Consider the following 15,574-nt stretch of genomic DNA (forward strand, 5'->3'; position numbering starts at 1 on the left):
AGGACGACGAGGAGCCTGGGGCGCCGAACCGCTCCGCGATGGTCGGTCGGTCGGCCTCCGTTCGGTCTGCTCGTCCTCGACGGCATGGGCGTCCTCCGTTCCTGTCGGACCACCACCACACGGCCTCTCAGACCTTCCCACGCGCGGGACGGGCCACCCGGGTGAGAACGGCCCTTGCCCGGAGGGGAGGAATCGCCTCACGCGCGCCCGGCGGGCACGCTCTCAGCAACGTCCCAGGAACGTCCGAGGTCGCTCCCATCCGCGGCCCGCAGTCTGCTTGGCATGCCCTTCCCGACGGTCTCCTCCGCGTCCCCCGGCACCGCACCGGGGGCGCAGGACCAGCGCTCCCCGGCGACCCGCGACCGGCCGGTGGTCGAGGTCGTGGTCCCCGTCTACAACGAGCAACGGGCCCTGCCGGAGTCGATCCGGCGGCTGCACGAGCACCTGACCGACTCGTTCCCGTTCAGCTGGCGGATCGTGATCGCCAACAACGCGAGCACCGACGAGACGGCCCGGGTCGCGGCGGCGCTCGCCGCCGACCTGCCCGGCGTCGAGCGGTTCGACCTCGCCGAGAAGGGCCGCGGGCGGGCGCTGCGGACCGCCTGGATGCAGAGCGACGCCGAGATCGTCTGCTACATGGACGTCGATCTCTCGACCGACCTCCGGGCGCTGCTGCCGCTGGTCGCGCCGCTGGTCTCGGGCCACAGCGACATCGCGATCGGGACCCGGCTCGCGGCCGGCTCGCGGGTCGTGCGGGGCCCGAAGCGGGAGCTCATCTCGCGCTCCTACAACCGGCTGCTGCACCTGTCGCTGGCCGCCCGCTTCTCCGATGCCCAGTGCGGCTTCAAGGCGATCCGGGCCGATGTCGCCCGGCGGCTGCTGCCGGAGGTCCGCGACCAGGCCTGGTTCTTCGACACCGAGCTGCTCGTCCTCGCCCAGCGCGAGGGGCTGCGGATCCACGAGGTCCCGGTCGACTGGACCGACGATCCGGACTCGCGCGTCGACATCGCCCGCACCGCCCGCGACGACCTGCGCGGGATCGTGCGGCTACTGGCCAGCGCCCGCCTGACCCGCTTCCTGGGGATCGGGGTGCTCTCGACGGTCGCCTACGCCCTGCTCTACCTGCTGCTGCGCTCGGGCGCGGTCGGGCTCTCGGCGGTGGTCGCGAACGTCGTCGCGCTGGCGGTCACGGCGGTCGCCAACACCCAGGCCAACCGCCGCTTCAGCTTCCGGGTCCGTGGCCGCGAGGATCTCGTCCGCCACCACGCGATGGGTGGCGCGGTCTTCGTGCTGACCCTGCTGCTGACGAGCGGATCGCTCGCGGTCCTGCACCTGATCGACCCGGGACCCTCCGCGGCGGTCGAGCTGGCGGTGCTCGTGGTCGCCGGCTTCGCGGCCACGGTCAGCCGCTACGTGGCGCTGCGCTCGTGGGTCTTCGCCCGGCGCGGCCGGATCGACGGGTCACGCCGCGCGCTGCCGGCGCCCGATCCGCGGACCGTCGTCCCCGCCGACCGCCTCGGCGGCTGAGCCACACCGATCGGATCGTCGTCCGCCCTCCCCGATGAGCTCGCCACCGCAGGGGTGGACGACCGACGACCTTCCCCGCCGTCGTCCGCCCTGACGGATCCCGACGGCCGCCGCCCTTCCCTGTCCCGCTTCCGGAGAACCCCGATGTCGACCCAAGACCTGACCCTCGGCCTGCGCTTGCGCCGCGCCCGAACCCGCACCGCCAGCGCGGCCCGCAGCAGCATCCGGCCCGAGCTGGCCGTGCTGCTGGCGCTTGCCGCAGTGCTCTACCTGTGGGCGCTCGACCGCAACGGCTACGCCAACGAGTACTACAGCGCCGCCGTCCGCTCGATGACGACCAGCTGGCACGCGTTCCTGTTCGGCTCGTTCGACAGCGGCGGCGTGATGACGGTCGACAAGCCGCCGATGGCCTTCTGGGTCCAGGCGCTGTCGGCCCGGATCTTCGGCTTCAGCTCGTGGAGCCTGCTCGTGCCGCAGGCGCTGATGGGCGTCGGCAGCGTCGCGCTGACCTACGACCTGACGCGCCGCCGGTTCGGGCGCGTGGCCGGCGGGGCGGCGGGGCTGACGCTCGCGTTGACCCCGATCGCGGTCGCGGTCTCGCGCCACAACAACCCCGACGCGCTGCTCGTGCTCTGCGCGGTCGGCGCGCTGTGGGCGCTGGTGCGGGGGCTGGAGGACGGCCGCACCCGCTGGCTGCTGCTCTCCGGCGCGCTGGTCGGGCTCGGGTTCGAGACGAAGATGGCGGCGGTCCTGATGATCGTCCCGGGGGTCGTCGCGGCCTGGCTGTGGGTCGCGCCGCGCGGGCGCTGGAAGGCGGTCCGGCAGCTGTCGGCGTTCGGCGCCGTCGCGGCGGTCGTCGGGCTGGCCTGGCCGGTGCTGGTCTGGCTGACCCCGGCCGCCGAACGCCCGTGGGTCTCGGGCACCAGCGACAACAGCATCTGGTCGCTGATCCTCGGCTACAACGGCCTCGGCCGCCTGTTCGGTCAGAGCGGTGGTCCCGGTGGCGGCGCCGGCGGGGCGGGGGCGGGAGGCGGTCCCGGCGGAGGCGGCGGCATGGGCGGCGTCTTCGGCGGCGACACCGGGCCGTTGCGGCTACTCAATGCGGCGCTCGGCGGGCAGGCCGGCTGGCTGCTCGGCTTCGCGCTCGTGGCCGGCGCGGCGGTGCTCGTCCTGACGCGCCTGCGGCGTGACGACGCCCGCACCGGCTGGCTGATCGCGATCGGCGGTGCCTGGCTGGTGACCGCGGTCGCCTTCAGCCGCGCCGAGGGCATCTTCCATCCCTACTACGTCTCGTTCCTCGCCCCGCTGACCGCGGCCCTGGTCGGCGCTGGGGTCGGGGAGATCGCCCGCGGCGGCCGGACGGCGCGGATCGTCGGCCCGCTGGCGCTGGCCGGGGGCCTCGCGACCGAGCTGGTGGTGGTCCACAACAGCGCGAGCGACATGCGCTGGTGGGTGCCGTTCCTGATCGGCGGGACCGCGATCGCCGCGATCGTCCTGGCGCTCGGGCTGGCCCCGCGGATCCGCGCCGTGGCCCTGGCGGCCGCGATCGGGCTGCTGCTGGTCGCTCCCGGGGCCTGGGCGGTCGAGACCCTCGGCCACACCACCAGCGGGACGTTCCCGGCCGGTGGGCCCGCCTCGGCCGGGATGGGGATGGGTGGTCCGGGCGGTGGCGGCGGCGGCGGCGGCGGTGGCGGCCGACCGGGCGGTCCGGGCGGCGCTGGCGGCCGGATGGGCACCCCGCCGGCCGGTGCTCCGGGGATGCCCGCCGGTGCGGCCGGTGGGACCTCCGGCTCGGCGGCCGGCCTGCCGCCGGGGACGACCGGGACCGGCGGCACGACCGCCAGCCCGCAGGCGGGCACGACGGGCTCGGCGACCGGCCTGCCGCCCGGCACGACGGCGACCGGCGGAACGGGCGCGGGAAGTCGCGGCGGCGGGGGCGGCGGCATGGGCGGGCTCGGCGGCGGCAACACCCAGACGCTGACCAGCGCCCTGAAGTACGCCGCGGCCCACGGCGGCGGGGTGGTGGCGGTCTCGAGCCAGAACGGCGCGGCCTCGCAGCTGCTGACCACCGACCCGAATGCGAAGGTCGCGGCGATCGGCGGCTTCTCCGGCCGCGAGAGCCAGGTCACCACCGCCTGGCTGGCCGACGCCGTCGCCGCGGGCCGGATCCGCTGGGTCCTGGCCGACGGCACGAGCGGGGGCATGGGGCAGGACAGCCGGGTCGGCTCCAGCGACGTGATGGCGCTGGCCCAGAAGGTCGGCAAGCAGGTGAGCAGCGTCGACGGCCTCTACGACCTCCAGGGTCTGGCCGGCGCGCTGCGGGCGGCCGGCTAGCTGGAGGATCTGGGCAGGCGACGCGTTCTGACTCCAACAGACGGTTGCTCCGCCGCTTCTGGCGTCAATTCGCGTCGGGCTCGACACTCTGGGGTCATCTTGCGTCGCTCTACGACGCGAAATGACCCCAGAGCACTACGGGCGACGCGTCGTGACTCCAGACGCTCGTCGTCGCCGCTCGTCGCCGCGCCCGCCGCCGCGCCCGCCTCGTCTCGCCGCGCCCGCCTCGTCTCGCCCCGCCCGCCTCGTCTCGCCCCGCCCGCCTCGTCTCGCCCCGCCCGCCTCGCCTCGCCTCGCCTCGCCCCGCCCCGGCCCGCCGGACGAGACGTCGGGCGGGCCGCCCAGGCGATCCCCAGGTTCCTCCCAGGTTCGGCCGCGATACTGCGTCCATGAGCAGCGAGGAGACGCCTGCGCACCGCGTGCTCGTGGTCGACGACGAACCGAACATCGTCGACGTCGTCTCGATGGCGTTGCGCTTCCAGGGGTTCGAGGTCGCGACCGCGGCGACCGGCGCCGAGGCCCTGGCCCAGGTCGAGGCGTTCCGGCCCCAGATCATGGTCCTCGACGTGATGCTGCCCGACATGACCGGCTTCGACGTCGCCGAGCGGCTCGGCGCCCAGCGCAGCCACGTGCCGATCGTCTTCCTGACCGCCCGCGATGCGACCGAGGACAAGCTCCGCGGCCTCACCACCGGCGGCGACGACTACGTCACCAAGCCGTTCAGCCTCGAGGAGCTGGTCGCGCGGATCCGGGTGATCCTGCGCCGGACCGGGCAGGCGACCGACGAGACGCCGATCCTGCGGTTCGAGGACCTGGAGCTGGACGAGGACACGCGCGAGGTCACCCGCGCCGGCCACCTGATCGAGCTGACCGACACCGAGTACCGGCTGCTGCGGTACTTCCTGCGCAACCCGCGGCGGGTCCTGACCCGCGCCCAGATCCTCGATCACGTCTGGGACTACGACTTCGGCGGCGACGCCCGCGTGCTCGAGACGTACGTCAGCTACCTCCGCCGCAAGCTGGAGACCCCCGCCGGGAGCGGCGGCGAGGCGCTGCCGTCGCTGATCCACACCGCCCGCGGCGTCGGCTACGCGCTGCGCGCTCCGAGGCGCTGACGGTGACCCTGCGCGCGCGCCTGATCGCGACCCTCTTCGTCCTCACGACCGTCGCGATGCTGGTGCTGGCGACGGTCACCTACACCGCCCAGCGCTCGGCGCTGATCGAACAGGTCGACGGCCAGCTGCGCTCGGCGGCCCCCGGGGTCACGCGCGAGCTCGACCGCATCGACGGTCGCTCCGTCACGCCGCTGCCCGGCCCGCGCGGCGGGCCGGCGCCCGACGGCGACGACGCCCGCGGGCCGAGCCTCCCGCCGGGCACCTACGGCGAGTCCCGTGACGCCGCCGGCCGGCGCACCGGCAGGGCGCTCACGCCCCGCCGCCCGTACGGCTCGACCGCGCCGGCCCCGGCGATCCCGAAGCTGCCGGCGGTGGTCCATCCCGGTCGTCCCTTCACCGTCGAGGCGGTCGGCGACGATGACCTCCGCTATCGCGTCCAGGTCGTGCGAACGGGGCCCGGTCCGGGCTTTGGGAACGCGGCGAGCCGGACGTCGACGCTGGTCGCGGTGCCGCTGACGAACGTCGACGAGACGCTGTCGAGCCTGGTCCGGACCGAGGCGCTGGTGATCGCGATCACGCTGGCGCTGCTGACCGGGCTGGCCTGGGTGATCGTCCGGATCGGGCTGCGCCCGCTCGACCGTATGGCGGCGACCGCGGGGGCGATCGCCGCGGGCGACCTCGACCAGCGCGTCGACCACGCGACCCCGAAGACGGAGGTCGGGCGGCTCGGGCTCGCCATCAACGGCATGCTCGCGCGGCTGGAGCGAGCGTTCGCCGAGCGCGAGGCGAGCGAGGGGCGACTGCGCCAGTTCCTCTCCGACGCCTCCCACGAGCTGCGCACGCCGCTGGCCTCGATCCGCGGGTACGCCGAGCTGTTCCGAGTCGGCGCGGTCCGCGAGCCGGCGGACGTGCAGAAGGCGATGGGCCGGATCGAGGACGAGGCCGCGCGGATGGGGACGCTGGTCGAGGACCTGCTGGTGCTCGCGCGGCTCGACGAGGCACCGGAGAAGGCGACCGCGGTGATCGACGTCGCGCTGCTGGCGGAGGACGCGGTCGAGGACGCCCACGCGACCGATCCCGCCCGCCCGATCGAGATCCGGACCGACGGCGAGGCGCTGGTTCGCGGCAACGACGGGCAGCTCCGCCAGGTGCTCGGCAACCTGCTGCGCAACGCGCTCGTCCATACGCCGCCGGGGAGCCCGGTCGAGGTCCGCTCGCGGCGGGACGACGGCCACGTCGAGCTCGAGGTCCGTGACCACGGACCGGGACTCCCGGGGGACGATCCGGACGCCCTCTTCGACCGCTTCTGGCGCGCCGAGGGCGGGCGGGCCCGGGGCCGCAGCGGGGCGGGACTCGGCCTGGCGATCGTGGCCGCGGTGGTGGCGGCGCACGACGGCGAGGTCCGTGCGGCCAACGCCCCGGACGGTGGAGCGTCGTTCGTGGTCCGGCTGCCGCTGGTCGGGCCGGAGGCGCGCGGCGGGACGCCCGCGGGCGCCGCCTGAAGGCCGGCACGCGCGCCGCCAGCCGGGGCGCGGCGGGCTGCGCCCTACCGCAGCAGGTCGTAGCCGGCGACGAGCAGCACGAGGTCGCGGTGGGCGAGCTCGCCCTCGACCTCGATGTCGACGCCGCGCGGGCCGCCGTGCCGCCGCCGGAACGCGGCCGAGGCCTCCGGCCCGCGGATCTCGAGGCCGGTCGGCTGACGCCGGTGGCGCCGCCACGACAGCGGCTCGCCGGGCTCGTCGGGCAGCTCGATCTGGTGGTCGCGGAGCAGCAGCTCGACCTCGTCCGCGTCGTTCACGGCTTCGATCGCCGACGGGCAGGGGCCGGGCCGTAGTCGCCAGACGATCTCGTCGACGGTCGCGATCGCCGTCCGCGGCGTCTCACCCCAGAGCAGGGTCCCGCGGACGTCGCCGTCTTCGCTGAGGGTGAACTCCGGTCGCCAGCGCGAGGTCTGGATCAACTGGAGTTGTGTCGGGCCGGCGCGCATCGAGGGGCACTGCGCGCCGAGGCACGCGGAACACCGGACCGTCAGCCCGGATTGCGGGCGGCGGGTTCGGTGATGAGGAAAGCGTCGCAGGTCGAGCCGCCGTACGCGCAGGTTCCCGTGCACTCAGCGGTCCGGACACGTCGTTTGCCATCGAACGCGTCCAGGTTCGGCGGCGGCGGACCGCGGACGGATGGTGGTGGCGATTCCGGTTGGCGTACGCCCCACATCGGTCTACGATCTAGGCCGTGCTGACCGGTTCCGACGCGTACGCCCCGATCGAACAGGAACTCGAGAGCCACCGCCGGGCCCTGACCGGTTACTGCTACCGGATGCTCGGCTCCGGTTCGGAGGCCGAGGACGCGGTCCAGGAGACGATGGTCCGGGCGTGGAAGGCCGCGGACCGGCTCGAGGCGCGCGCGGCGTTGAAGTCGTGGCTCTACAGCATCGCCAGCAACGTCTGCTTCGACATCCTGCGGAGCCCGCAGCGGCGTGCGCTGCCGATGGACCTCGGGCCCTCGTCGAGCGCCGGCGCGGCACTCGGTGCCGGTCTGCCCGAGCACGCCTGGGTCCAGCCGATCGCCGACACGCGGGTGCTGTCGACCGAGAGCGACCCGGCTGAGGTCGCCGGGGCCCGCGAGACCCTGCGGCTGGCGTTCGTCGCCGCGCTCCAGCATCTGCCGCCCCGCCAGCGGGCGGTGCTGATCCTGCGCGAGGTGCTCCGCTGGCAGGCGACCGAGGTCGCCGAGCTGCTGGAGACGTCGGTCGCGTCGGTCAACAGCGCCCTCCAGCGGGCGCGGGCGACGTTGACCGAGCTCGACCTCGACGAGGCTGGCGAGGAAGTGGTCGAGCCCGAGCAGCAGGAGCTGCTGGCCCGCTACGTCGATGCCTTCGAGCGCTACGACATCACCTCGCTGGTGGCGTTGCTGCACGAGGACGCGACCTTCTCGATGCCGCCGTTCCCGCTCTGGCTGCGCGGTCCGCAGGCGGCCGGCGAGTTCATGCTCGGCACCGGCGCGAAGTGCGAGGGCTCGCGGCTGCGCGTCACCTCGGCCAACGGCGGCCCCGCGGTCGGGATCTACAACCAGACCGGTCCGGGCGTCTACGAGCCGTGGGCGATCGTGGTGGTGGAGACCTCAGGCGGGCGGATCACCGGGTTGCACCACTTCATCTACCCCGAGCGGTTCGTGGACTTCGGGTTGCCGGCGCGGCTCGAGGACTAGGACCTCCTCCAGCCCGAGCAGCACGAGCAGTGACCGCAGGTCGTCGGTCGCGTCGCGCACCTGCAACCGCCAGCCGCGTCGGCGCGCGTGCAGTTGCAGGCGGAGCAGCGCGTCGACGACGTCGAGGTCGACGGCGCGCGTGCACGCGTGACCGACGATCCTCTCGCGCCCGTCGGCGAGGACCATCACCACGGTCATCGGCTTGTCTCTCGGATCGTGCACGAACCCCTCGTCTCGCTTGCCATCAAGACGGCAGGGAGACGACGAACTCATCGGGCGGCGTGGTGGACGCCTGCCTGGCGGCGGGGCGGGCGGGGCGGGCGGGACGCGGAAGTCGGTGGGGGCGACGGGGGCCGGCGGGCGCCCGGGCGGGGCGACGGGGCGGGGCGACGGGGCGGGGCGACGGGGCGGGGCGACGGGGCGGGGCGACGGGGCGGGCGGGACGACGGGGCCCGGCGGGACGGCGCGGCGCGCCGGGGCGGGTCCTGGGGTCAGCTTGCGTCGGACGATCCTTCCGGAGTCATCTCGCGTCGCATAGCGGGGCCAAATGACCCCACCCGCCAGGCCCGACGCAACGTGACCCGCTTCGTCGGCCGGCCGCGCCGTACGATCTCGGCGAGATGGCCCTGACGATCGCCGACCTCGCCCACCTGCGCCGTGCGCGGGACCTGATCGACCGCGAGTACGCACGCCCGCTCGACGTCCCGGCGATGGCCCGGGCGGCCCATGCGTCGCCGTCGCACTTCGCCCGCCAGTACCAGGAGGCGTTCGGCGAGAGCCCCTACCAGCACCTGCTCACGCGGCGGGTCGAGCGGGCGATGGCGTTGCTGCGGGCGGGGGAGCTGTCGGTCTCGGAGGTCTGCCTCGAGGTCGGCTTCCGCAGCCTCGGGTCGTTCAGCGCGCGGTTTCGCGAGATCGTGGGGATGACGCCGAGCGCCTACCGCGCGGCGGTTCGGGAGGCGCCGGGGGTGCCGGCCTGCGCCGCCCGCGCGCTGAACCGCCCGCGACGCCACCCGGCCAGCGGCTGAACGGGCCGGCCCGCGGCGCCACCCGGCCAGCGGCTGAACGGGCCGGCCCGCGGCGCCACCCGGCCAGCGGCTGAACGGCGGCGGCGCGCGGCGCCCCCGGCGGCTGACGAGCCGGCCCGCGGCGACCTAGCCGTTCAGCAGCTGACTGAAGCGGAGGTGGTTGCCGGACGGGTCGCGGAAGCCGCAGTCGCGCACGCCGTAGGGCTGGTCGATCGGCTCCTGCGTGACCTCGGCTCCGGCGGCCCGGAGCCGCTCGAAGGTCGCGTCGCAGTCGTCGGTGACGAAGATCAGCGAGGGCATCGAGCCCTTCGCCACCAACTGCCGGATCGGCTCGTGGTCGGCGGGCGGGAGCGGGCTCCCGATCGCCTGCAGGGTGATCTCGACCCCGGGCTGGTTCGGCGGCCCGACGGTCAGCCAGCGCATGAAGTCGAGCGGCGCGTCGGTCCGGACCTCGAGGCCGACGGGCCCGGTGTAGAAGGCCAACGCCTCCTCCTGGTCGCGGACGTAGAGGAAGACGTGGGAGAGGCGGGTCGCGGTCATGCAGGTGACCCTAGGCGACGCTCCCGACGGTCGTTTCTCCGTTTCTGCTCGGTTGCAGTCCGAGGACTCCGTGTGCCAGTGGGACCGCGTCCCGCAACTGGTGGGAGGCAGCACGGGACGGGCCACGCCGGACGCGGTAGGTCGGCCCCGGGTGGCGCGTTATCGGAGGGGAGACGGAGGCGAGAGCGGTTGCGTGGAGGGCGGCGGGGCGGGGGAAGGAAGAGCGGGCGGGAGCGGCTGCGGGCAGGGGAGCGGCTGCGGGCGGGGGGAACGGGGTCCGGCCGGGGAGCGGGGTCCGGCGGGGGAGCGGGGTCCGGCGGGGGAGCGGGGCCTGGCGTCATCTCGCGTCGTTCGCGCCGCCCGACCCACGAAACGGTGCGTTCGATCGGCGTTCGCCCGCGAGCGCACCGCGATGGGGAATGAGACGACACAACGGTGCGTTCGTCGCCGCCCTGTGGTGAGCGCGCTGATCCCGCTGTTCGGGGGCGAGCCGAGCGGCGGCAGGCCCCCCCCGGGGCCGACGACCCCCCCGCTACACCGCGTGCCGCTTGCTCCCGCGCCGCCTCCGCACCCCCCGACCGCTCCCGCACCCCCGACCCCCCGCCATACCGCCTGCCCTCCCGCGCCGCCTCCGGCGCCCCGACCGCCTCCGCGGCCCCGACCGCTCCCGCACCCCCGCCCCCCCCCCCACACCCCCCCCCCCCTTCCCTCCCGCGCCGCCTCCGGCGCCCCGACCGCCTCCGCGGCCCCGACCGCCCCCGCACCCCCGACCACCGCCGGCCGCCCCCAGAGTCGATCGCCCAGCAGGGTCAGCGCGGCGGGGGCGAGCAGCAGCCGCACGAGCGTGATGTCGACCAGGATCGCGCTCGCCAGCCCGAAGCCGGACATCTTGATCGTCGAGTCCGGGTCGGTCGCGAAGCCGAGGAAGACCGCGATCATGATCGCCCCGGCGGCCGTGATCGTCCAGCGGGTGCGGGCGGTCGCCTCCGCGACGGCCGGCGGCACGTGTCCGAGCCGCTGCCACTCCTCGCGCACGCGGGAGAGCAGGAAGACGTTGTAGTCGGTCGAGAGCCCGAACAGGATCGCGAACATGAACAGCGGCACGTAGGGCACGACCGGCTGGACCTCGACCCCAATCAGGTCCGCCCCGCCGCTGGTCTGGAACAGCAGGTGGATGATCCCGTAGGCGGCCGCGATCGAGACCAGGTTCAGGACCGCGGAGAGGACGGCGACCTTGAACGAGCGGAAGGTCAGCGCGAGCAGCAGCAGCGAGAGCCCGACGACGACCAGCGCGAAGGCGGGCAGCCGGTCGCTGATCCGCTGGGCCTCGTCGACCAGCCGCGCGTTGTAGCCGCCGACCAGCGCCTCGACCTGCGTGCCGTCGACCGCGGTCGGGATCGTCGTGTCCCGCAGCCGGTGGACGAGGTCGGCCGTGCGGCTGTCCTGGGGCGAGCTGCGCGGGAAGACGGTCAGCAGGGCCGCGTCGCGCTGCTGGCTGAGGACGGGCGGCGTGACGGAGGCGACGTCACCTTCGGCGGCGATCGCCCGGCGCAGCTTCGCGGCGGTCGCGGCGGCGTCCCCGCCGCGCTCGGCGTCGACCGCGATCACGAGCGGCCCGTTGAAGCCGGGGCCGAACGCGGCGGCGAGCCGGTCGTAGGCGACGCGCTGCGTCTGGTCGGTCGGCAGGTTGCCGTTGTCGGGCTGCCCGAGCTCGAGGCCGGTGGCGGGGATCACCAACGCGACGGCGACGATCCCGCCGAGCAGCAGCGCGAACCACGGGCGCCGCACGGCGAAGCCCGGATGCGCGGTCCCCGGATCCGGGGCGAGCGGGTGGCTGCGCTCGCGGCGGGGCAGCATCTTGTGGCCGGCGGCGGCGAACAGCGGCGGCAGCAGCAGGACGGCGACCAGCGCGGTCACGAGCACGAAGAGCCCGGCGACGACGCCGACCTTGCCGACGAACGGGATCCCGGTCACGAGCAGGCCGCTGATCGAGATCAGCACGATCGCGGCCGCCGTCACCGCCGAGTGCCCGGCGGTCTCGTTGGTCCGGATCGCCGCGGCGGTGGGGCGCTTCCCGCGCCGCAGCTCCTCCTGGTGGCGAGCGGCACTGAGCAACGCGTAGTCGATCCCGGCCCCGAGCCCGAGCATCGCGGCCATCGTCGGCGCGAGGCTGGGGATCTCGACCCCGGTCGCGGCGAGCCTCATCAGCGCGAAGCCGAGCGCGAGACCGACGAACGCGGTCAGCAGCGACGAGAGCGCGGCCCGGACCGAGCGCAGGACGAGCAGGAGCAGGAGCAGCGCGACGACCACGCCGGCCAGCTCGCCGATCGGCAGCTTGCCCTCGTTGCCGGCGTCGACGATCTGCCCCGACATCGCGACCCGCACGCCGGCCCGTTCGAGCGGGGCGGTGGCGTGCTCCAGCCGTTCGCGTGGTTGGGCCTTCAGGTCGTCGGCCTCGGCGTCGTAGGAGACGGTCGCGAACGCGGTCCGGCCGTCCCGCGAGAACCGGCCGGCGGCGAACGGGTCGTCGACGGCGGTGACGTGCGGTTGCCGCTCGATCGCGGCGAGCGCGTCGCGGATCGCGGCGGTCCGGGCGGGCGTCTCCAGCTTGCCGGCCGGGACGCTGAGGACGATGGTGGCGGCGTCGCCGCGCTGGTCGGGGAAGCGCTCGGCGATCAGGTCCTGGGCCTTCTGGGACTCGATCCCCGGGACGGTGAAGTCGTCGACGGTCTGGCCGCCGACGGCGAACCCGCCGCCGATCAGGCCGATCAGGAGGACGAGCAGGAGCACGATCGACAGCCGTGGCCGGCGGGTCGTCGCTCGGGCGAGGGTGCGGAGCAGGGCGGTCATGCCCCGAACGTAGCGAGACGCAGTCCAGAAATCGACGGAGTCTCGGAAATATGCCAGCTGGCCGGAGGGTTAGGCGGGGGTTTTCCCCAGTCGTGCGAGTCCGCCGTCGACGAAGGCGATCGCGTCGTCGAGCAGGCGGTCGACCTCGGCCGGCGAGAGTGCCTGTCCGCTGCTGCGCATCCGCTGGGCGGCCTCGTGCTCGACGGCGGCGAGCGCTGCGGTCAGCGAGCTGGCGACGAGCCGCGGCGCGAGCGGGCGGGCCGGGTCCATGGTGGGGGCGAGGGCGGTGGCGATCGTCGTCTCGACGCTGCGCAGCATCCGCGAGCGAGCGGCGTTGACGGCGGGGACCTCCTCCGCGAGCTGGCTCTGGAGCAGCAGGTCCGGCTCCATCCAGCCGGCGAGCGTCCGCAGCCACTCGCGGACGGCGGTGATCACGCTGGCCTGGTCGCTGGTCTCGGCGAGCAGCGCCTGGAGTGCCTCGATCGCCAGCGGGGCCTCGCCGAGGACGATGTCCTCCTTGGCGGGGTAGTAGGTGAAGACGGTGGCGCGCCCGACCTCGGCGGCCTCGGCGATCTCGGCCACGGTCACGGCGGCGTACCCGTGCTCGGCGAACAGCCGCATCGCGGCCTCGTGGATCGCGGTGAAGGTGCGGTGACGCTTGCGTTCGCGGAGCCCCGGCATGGCGATCGATCCTACGTGCGGGCCGGGGGCGGTGGGCCCGGCAGGGGGAGGTGGTTCGGTGGGGGGAGGCTGGGCCCGGCGGAGCGTCGTGGGGCGTCCATCGGGTCCTGACTGTCGTCCCGAGTGTGGTCTGCCCCTCGACTTGAGGGTCTGGGTCGTCGTCCCTCGTCCGCCCTCGCGTCGTCGATCCGCCCGGGCCGGGGGTTTCCCCCACCGGCGCGGATGGGGCCTGCTCCAGAATTCCTGGACGCCGTTGAAATCCAGACGGCGACCAGCAATCCTCGGCCCATGTCCACTCGCTCCGCGCCCGCCGTCACGGCTGAGGACCTACGTGCCACCGCCGCGGCGAACGCCGAGCTCGGCCGCGACTACGAGGACGCCCTGGCGGCGTCGCTCCTCGAGCGGGTCGACGCCCACATCGAGCGCGGCCCGCGGGCCGACAGGCTCTCGCTCCTCCACGACCTGGTGACGATCACGATCGCCCTCGGCTCGATCGGCCTCGGTGTCCTCGTCTTCGCCTCCTCCGACGGCCTCGGCCCCTTCGGCGGCACCCTCGCCGTGATCGTGGCGTGGGTGGGGATCGCGGTGATCAACGTGGCGCATGCGCGAGGGCGGCGATCCCGGTAAATACAGAAGGCCCTCGCTGGTTGCGAGGGCCTTCTCATCCGTCTACTCGCTTCGTGCGGCAGGCTGCCGAGCTGCCGGTACGAATTGGGGCTACGGTGCCTTCGGCGCGCCGGCGGGGACGGTCCGCTCCTCGCCGTTGGCCTCGCGCCACGTGAACGTGGTCGGCCCGCCGCCAGCGACGACCGTATCGACAATGTTCTCGGTCACCGGAATCGCCTCGGTGGTGCCGTCCTTGAGGGCGATCTTGAACGTCTCGACCCCATCGGGAAGCATGAACGCGACCCGCCAGTGATTGGCGTCGACGACGTCGAGTGCGCCGAGCATCGGGACCTTCTCCAGGCCTGGCCCGCAGCCAAAGCTGGAGCCGTACTTGCCGGTGAGGAGGGAGGCAGGTGCCGTTCTGGTCGTCGACGACGGCCAGCGACCGATCCACAGTCCCGCTCGGGGTACGCGCACTGTGGCGCTGGCGTTGTTCAGCGTTGCGGGGCCTTTCCCGCCGTCTGCTGCCTTGTCTCTCAGTTTCGCGAGGGCCGGGGGAATGATCGTGCCTGCCGTCGGCCCCCGTTCGGGTAGCGAGACGCGAGCGCCGGGACTTGCGGCTTGCATGGCGACCGCGGGGCGTTTGCGTCGGCGCGGTGGGCGCGCTATCCGCGCCGGCGATGATTGGACTGCGGTGGCTGCGCCCGCCGCTAGGGCGAAAGCACCGAAGGTCAGCGCGCCGCGTCGGGCGCGTGAGACATTCTGGCTTGACGTAGACATACGGGTTCGTGCTTCCTGAATCATCTTAATTTTCGCGGCGCTTCTTCCGTCATTTTGGGGCATGGCTAGGTATCTGACCTGCCGGCTATATACGGCGCAATTACGGTGCATCCTCCGCGGAATACGTATCCTCTACTGTACGGGGTGGGCCCTGAAAGAATGGAGCCTTGGTCCGCCACTCCATATTGTATCCTGACCCTGTGCGAATATTTCCGACTGCTGTGGATGCGTAGGCGCGAATTGTCTCTACGGCTCGACTGTTGCCCGAGGCATCCGACGTGCCGGCGAATACCCACGCCCAGGAATGGAGGGCCACCTCCGGGTCATACTGTGTCGTCCACTCAAGGTCGGCGGTGGGACCCCAAAGGTGGGTGAGGGCCTGGGCATCGCTGGGTACCGTCATTGCCAAAGCGGCAGGCAGGCTGACAAGTGTTGTAGCGATGCGAGATCGACTCATAGGTTTCCTCGGTTGTGGTTCGGTGAGCTCGCGCGGTCTGTGTCGCCGCGTCTCGGTCGATTGCTTCGCAAGCGTTTCACGCGGCGCACGGCTAGAGTCGATCGTCTTAGTCGTGGGGCTCATTAGGCCGTTCTGGTAAAAGGGTATCTGTCGAACTCGGGCGCCTCCGGGTATCGTTCGGGTTGGCCGTCGCCCATTCGTGGTTGTCGCGCCATATCCTCGGTAGTCCGAAGGGCCTCTCCTCCTCGCCACTGGGCGGTGGAGCTGGGGCGAGTGGGCCATGTAGTGGCGCGGTTCGGTCTGCGAGGCCTCCAACGACTCGGGCCCCTGATTCAGGGGCAGGCGCTCTTGTGGGGGTCCTGGCAGAGCTATGACTGGATGCTCTTCGGGGCCTTTGCCGTCGTTGTAGAGCCAGCCCTTCGGGAGCTTGATGGCGACCTTCGTCACGA

General features: G+C 73.5%; 13 protein-coding genes. 7 read left to right on the top strand and 6 right to left on the bottom strand.

Annotation, left to right across the window (positions count from 1 at the left end; translation table 11 throughout):
* Positions 1-282 precede the first annotated feature (282 nt).
* From ACVUH9_RS13630 to ACVUH9_RS13645, 4 genes are all read left to right on the top strand, one after another.
* Entirely contained in the window at positions 283-1,527 is a 1,245-nt protein-coding gene (locus ACVUH9_RS13630; protein ID WP_475757780.1) for a glycosyltransferase, read from the top strand.
* Between the two features lie 144 nt (positions 1,528-1,671).
* On the top strand, positions 1,672-3,861 hold the full coding sequence (locus ACVUH9_RS13635) for a glycosyltransferase family 39 protein (protein WP_475757782.1): 2,190 nt from the start codon (positions 1,672-1,674) through the stop codon (positions 3,859-3,861).
* A gap of 389 nt (positions 3,862-4,250) precedes the next feature.
* Complete coding sequence (locus ACVUH9_RS13640; protein ID WP_475757784.1) at positions 4,251-4,976, top strand: response regulator transcription factor; 726 nt, start codon at positions 4,251-4,253, stop codon at positions 4,974-4,976.
* Between the two features lie 2 nt (positions 4,977-4,978).
* Entirely contained in the window at positions 4,979-6,478 is a 1,500-nt protein-coding gene (locus tag ACVUH9_RS13645; protein WP_475757786.1) for a sensor histidine kinase, read from the top strand.
* Between the two features lie 44 nt (positions 6,479-6,522).
* On the opposite strand, the gene ACVUH9_RS13650 is transcribed toward ACVUH9_RS13645, so the two are convergent.
* Entirely contained in the window at positions 6,523-6,936 is a 414-nt protein-coding gene (locus tag ACVUH9_RS13650; RefSeq protein ID WP_475757788.1) for a hypothetical protein, read from the bottom strand.
* Between the two features lie 272 nt (positions 6,937-7,208).
* Here ACVUH9_RS13650 and ACVUH9_RS13655 point away from each other — a divergent pair, with 272 nt between their 5' ends.
* The gene (locus ACVUH9_RS13655) at positions 7,209-8,183 is read left to right on the top strand and encodes a sigma-70 family RNA polymerase sigma factor (protein ID WP_475757790.1); all 975 of its coding nucleotides are present in this window, start codon (positions 7,209-7,211) and stop codon (positions 8,181-8,183) included.
* Here the strand turns inward: ACVUH9_RS13655 and ACVUH9_RS13660 are convergent.
* The gene (locus ACVUH9_RS13660; protein WP_475757791.1) at positions 8,097-8,456 is read right to left on the bottom strand and encodes a hypothetical protein; all 360 of its coding nucleotides are present in this window, start codon (positions 8,454-8,456) and stop codon (positions 8,097-8,099) included. The two genes, ACVUH9_RS13655 and ACVUH9_RS13660, sit on opposite strands and share 87 nt — an antisense overlap.
* Before the next feature lie 347 nt (positions 8,457-8,803).
* On the opposite strand from ACVUH9_RS13660, the gene ACVUH9_RS13665 reads away from it, so the two are divergent.
* Entirely contained in the window at positions 8,804-9,211 is a 408-nt protein-coding gene (locus ACVUH9_RS13665; RefSeq protein ID WP_475757793.1) for a helix-turn-helix transcriptional regulator, read from the top strand.
* A gap of 126 nt (positions 9,212-9,337) precedes the next feature.
* On the opposite strand, the gene ACVUH9_RS13670 is transcribed toward ACVUH9_RS13665, so the two are convergent.
* From ACVUH9_RS13670 to ACVUH9_RS13680, 3 genes are all read right to left on the bottom strand, one after another.
* Positions 9,338-9,751: a VOC family protein gene (locus tag ACVUH9_RS13670; RefSeq protein ID WP_475757795.1), complete on the bottom strand. Its 414-nt coding sequence runs from the start codon at positions 9,749-9,751 to the stop codon at positions 9,338-9,340.
* A 159-nt stretch (positions 9,752-9,910) separates the two neighbouring features.
* Positions 9,911-12,601: an MMPL family transporter gene (locus ACVUH9_RS13675; RefSeq protein ID WP_475757797.1), complete on the bottom strand. Its 2,691-nt coding sequence runs from the start codon at positions 12,599-12,601 to the stop codon at positions 9,911-9,913.
* Between the two features lie 69 nt (positions 12,602-12,670).
* A complete protein-coding gene (locus tag ACVUH9_RS13680) occupies positions 12,671-13,282 on the bottom strand; it encodes a TetR/AcrR family transcriptional regulator (RefSeq protein ID WP_475757799.1) in 612 nt (203 codons plus the stop codon).
* Positions 13,283-13,570: 288 nt separating this feature from the next.
* On the opposite strand from ACVUH9_RS13680, the gene ACVUH9_RS13685 reads away from it, so the two are divergent.
* The gene (locus tag ACVUH9_RS13685; protein ID WP_475757801.1) at positions 13,571-13,909 is read left to right on the top strand and encodes a hypothetical protein; all 339 of its coding nucleotides are present in this window, start codon (positions 13,571-13,573) and stop codon (positions 13,907-13,909) included.
* Between the two features lie 90 nt (positions 13,910-13,999).
* Here the strand turns inward: ACVUH9_RS13685 and ACVUH9_RS13690 are convergent, their stop codons facing one another.
* Positions 14,000-14,233: a hypothetical protein gene (locus ACVUH9_RS13690; protein WP_475757803.1), complete on the bottom strand. Its 234-nt coding sequence runs from the start codon at positions 14,231-14,233 to the stop codon at positions 14,000-14,002.
* Positions 14,234-15,574: the final 1,341 nt, after the last annotated feature.

The sequence above is a fragment of the Patulibacter ginsengiterrae genome, assembly GCF_056269115.1.

Coding starts and splice junctions, on each gene's coding strand:
- ACVUH9_RS13630 (WP_475757780.1), top strand. CDS start 283: ATGCCCTTCCCGACGGTCTCCTCCGCGTCCCCCGGCACCGCACCGGGG.
- ACVUH9_RS13635 (WP_475757782.1), top strand. CDS start 1,672: ATGTCGACCCAAGACCTGACCCTCGGCCTGCGCTTGCGCCGCGCCCGA.
- ACVUH9_RS13640 (WP_475757784.1), top strand. CDS start 4,251: ATGAGCAGCGAGGAGACGCCTGCGCACCGCGTGCTCGTGGTCGACGAC.
- ACVUH9_RS13660 (WP_475757791.1), bottom strand. CDS start 8,456: ATGAGTTCGTCGTCTCCCTGCCGTCTTGATGGCAAGCGAGACGAGGGG.
- ACVUH9_RS13665 (WP_475757793.1), top strand. CDS start 8,804: ATGGCCCTGACGATCGCCGACCTCGCCCACCTGCGCCGTGCGCGGGAC.
- ACVUH9_RS13670 (WP_475757795.1), bottom strand. CDS start 9,751: ATGACCGCGACCCGCCTCTCCCACGTCTTCCTCTACGTCCGCGACCAG.
- ACVUH9_RS13675 (WP_475757797.1), bottom strand. CDS start 12,601: ATGACCGCCCTGCTCCGCACCCTCGCCCGAGCGACGACCCGCCGGCCA.
- ACVUH9_RS13680 (WP_475757799.1), bottom strand. CDS start 13,282: ATGCCGGGGCTCCGCGAACGCAAGCGTCACCGCACCTTCACCGCGATC.
- ACVUH9_RS13685 (WP_475757801.1), top strand. CDS start 13,571: ATGTCCACTCGCTCCGCGCCCGCCGTCACGGCTGAGGACCTACGTGCC.
- ACVUH9_RS13690 (WP_475757803.1), bottom strand. CDS start 14,233: ATGCTCGGCGCACTCGACGTCGTCGACGCCAATCACTGGCGGGTCGCG.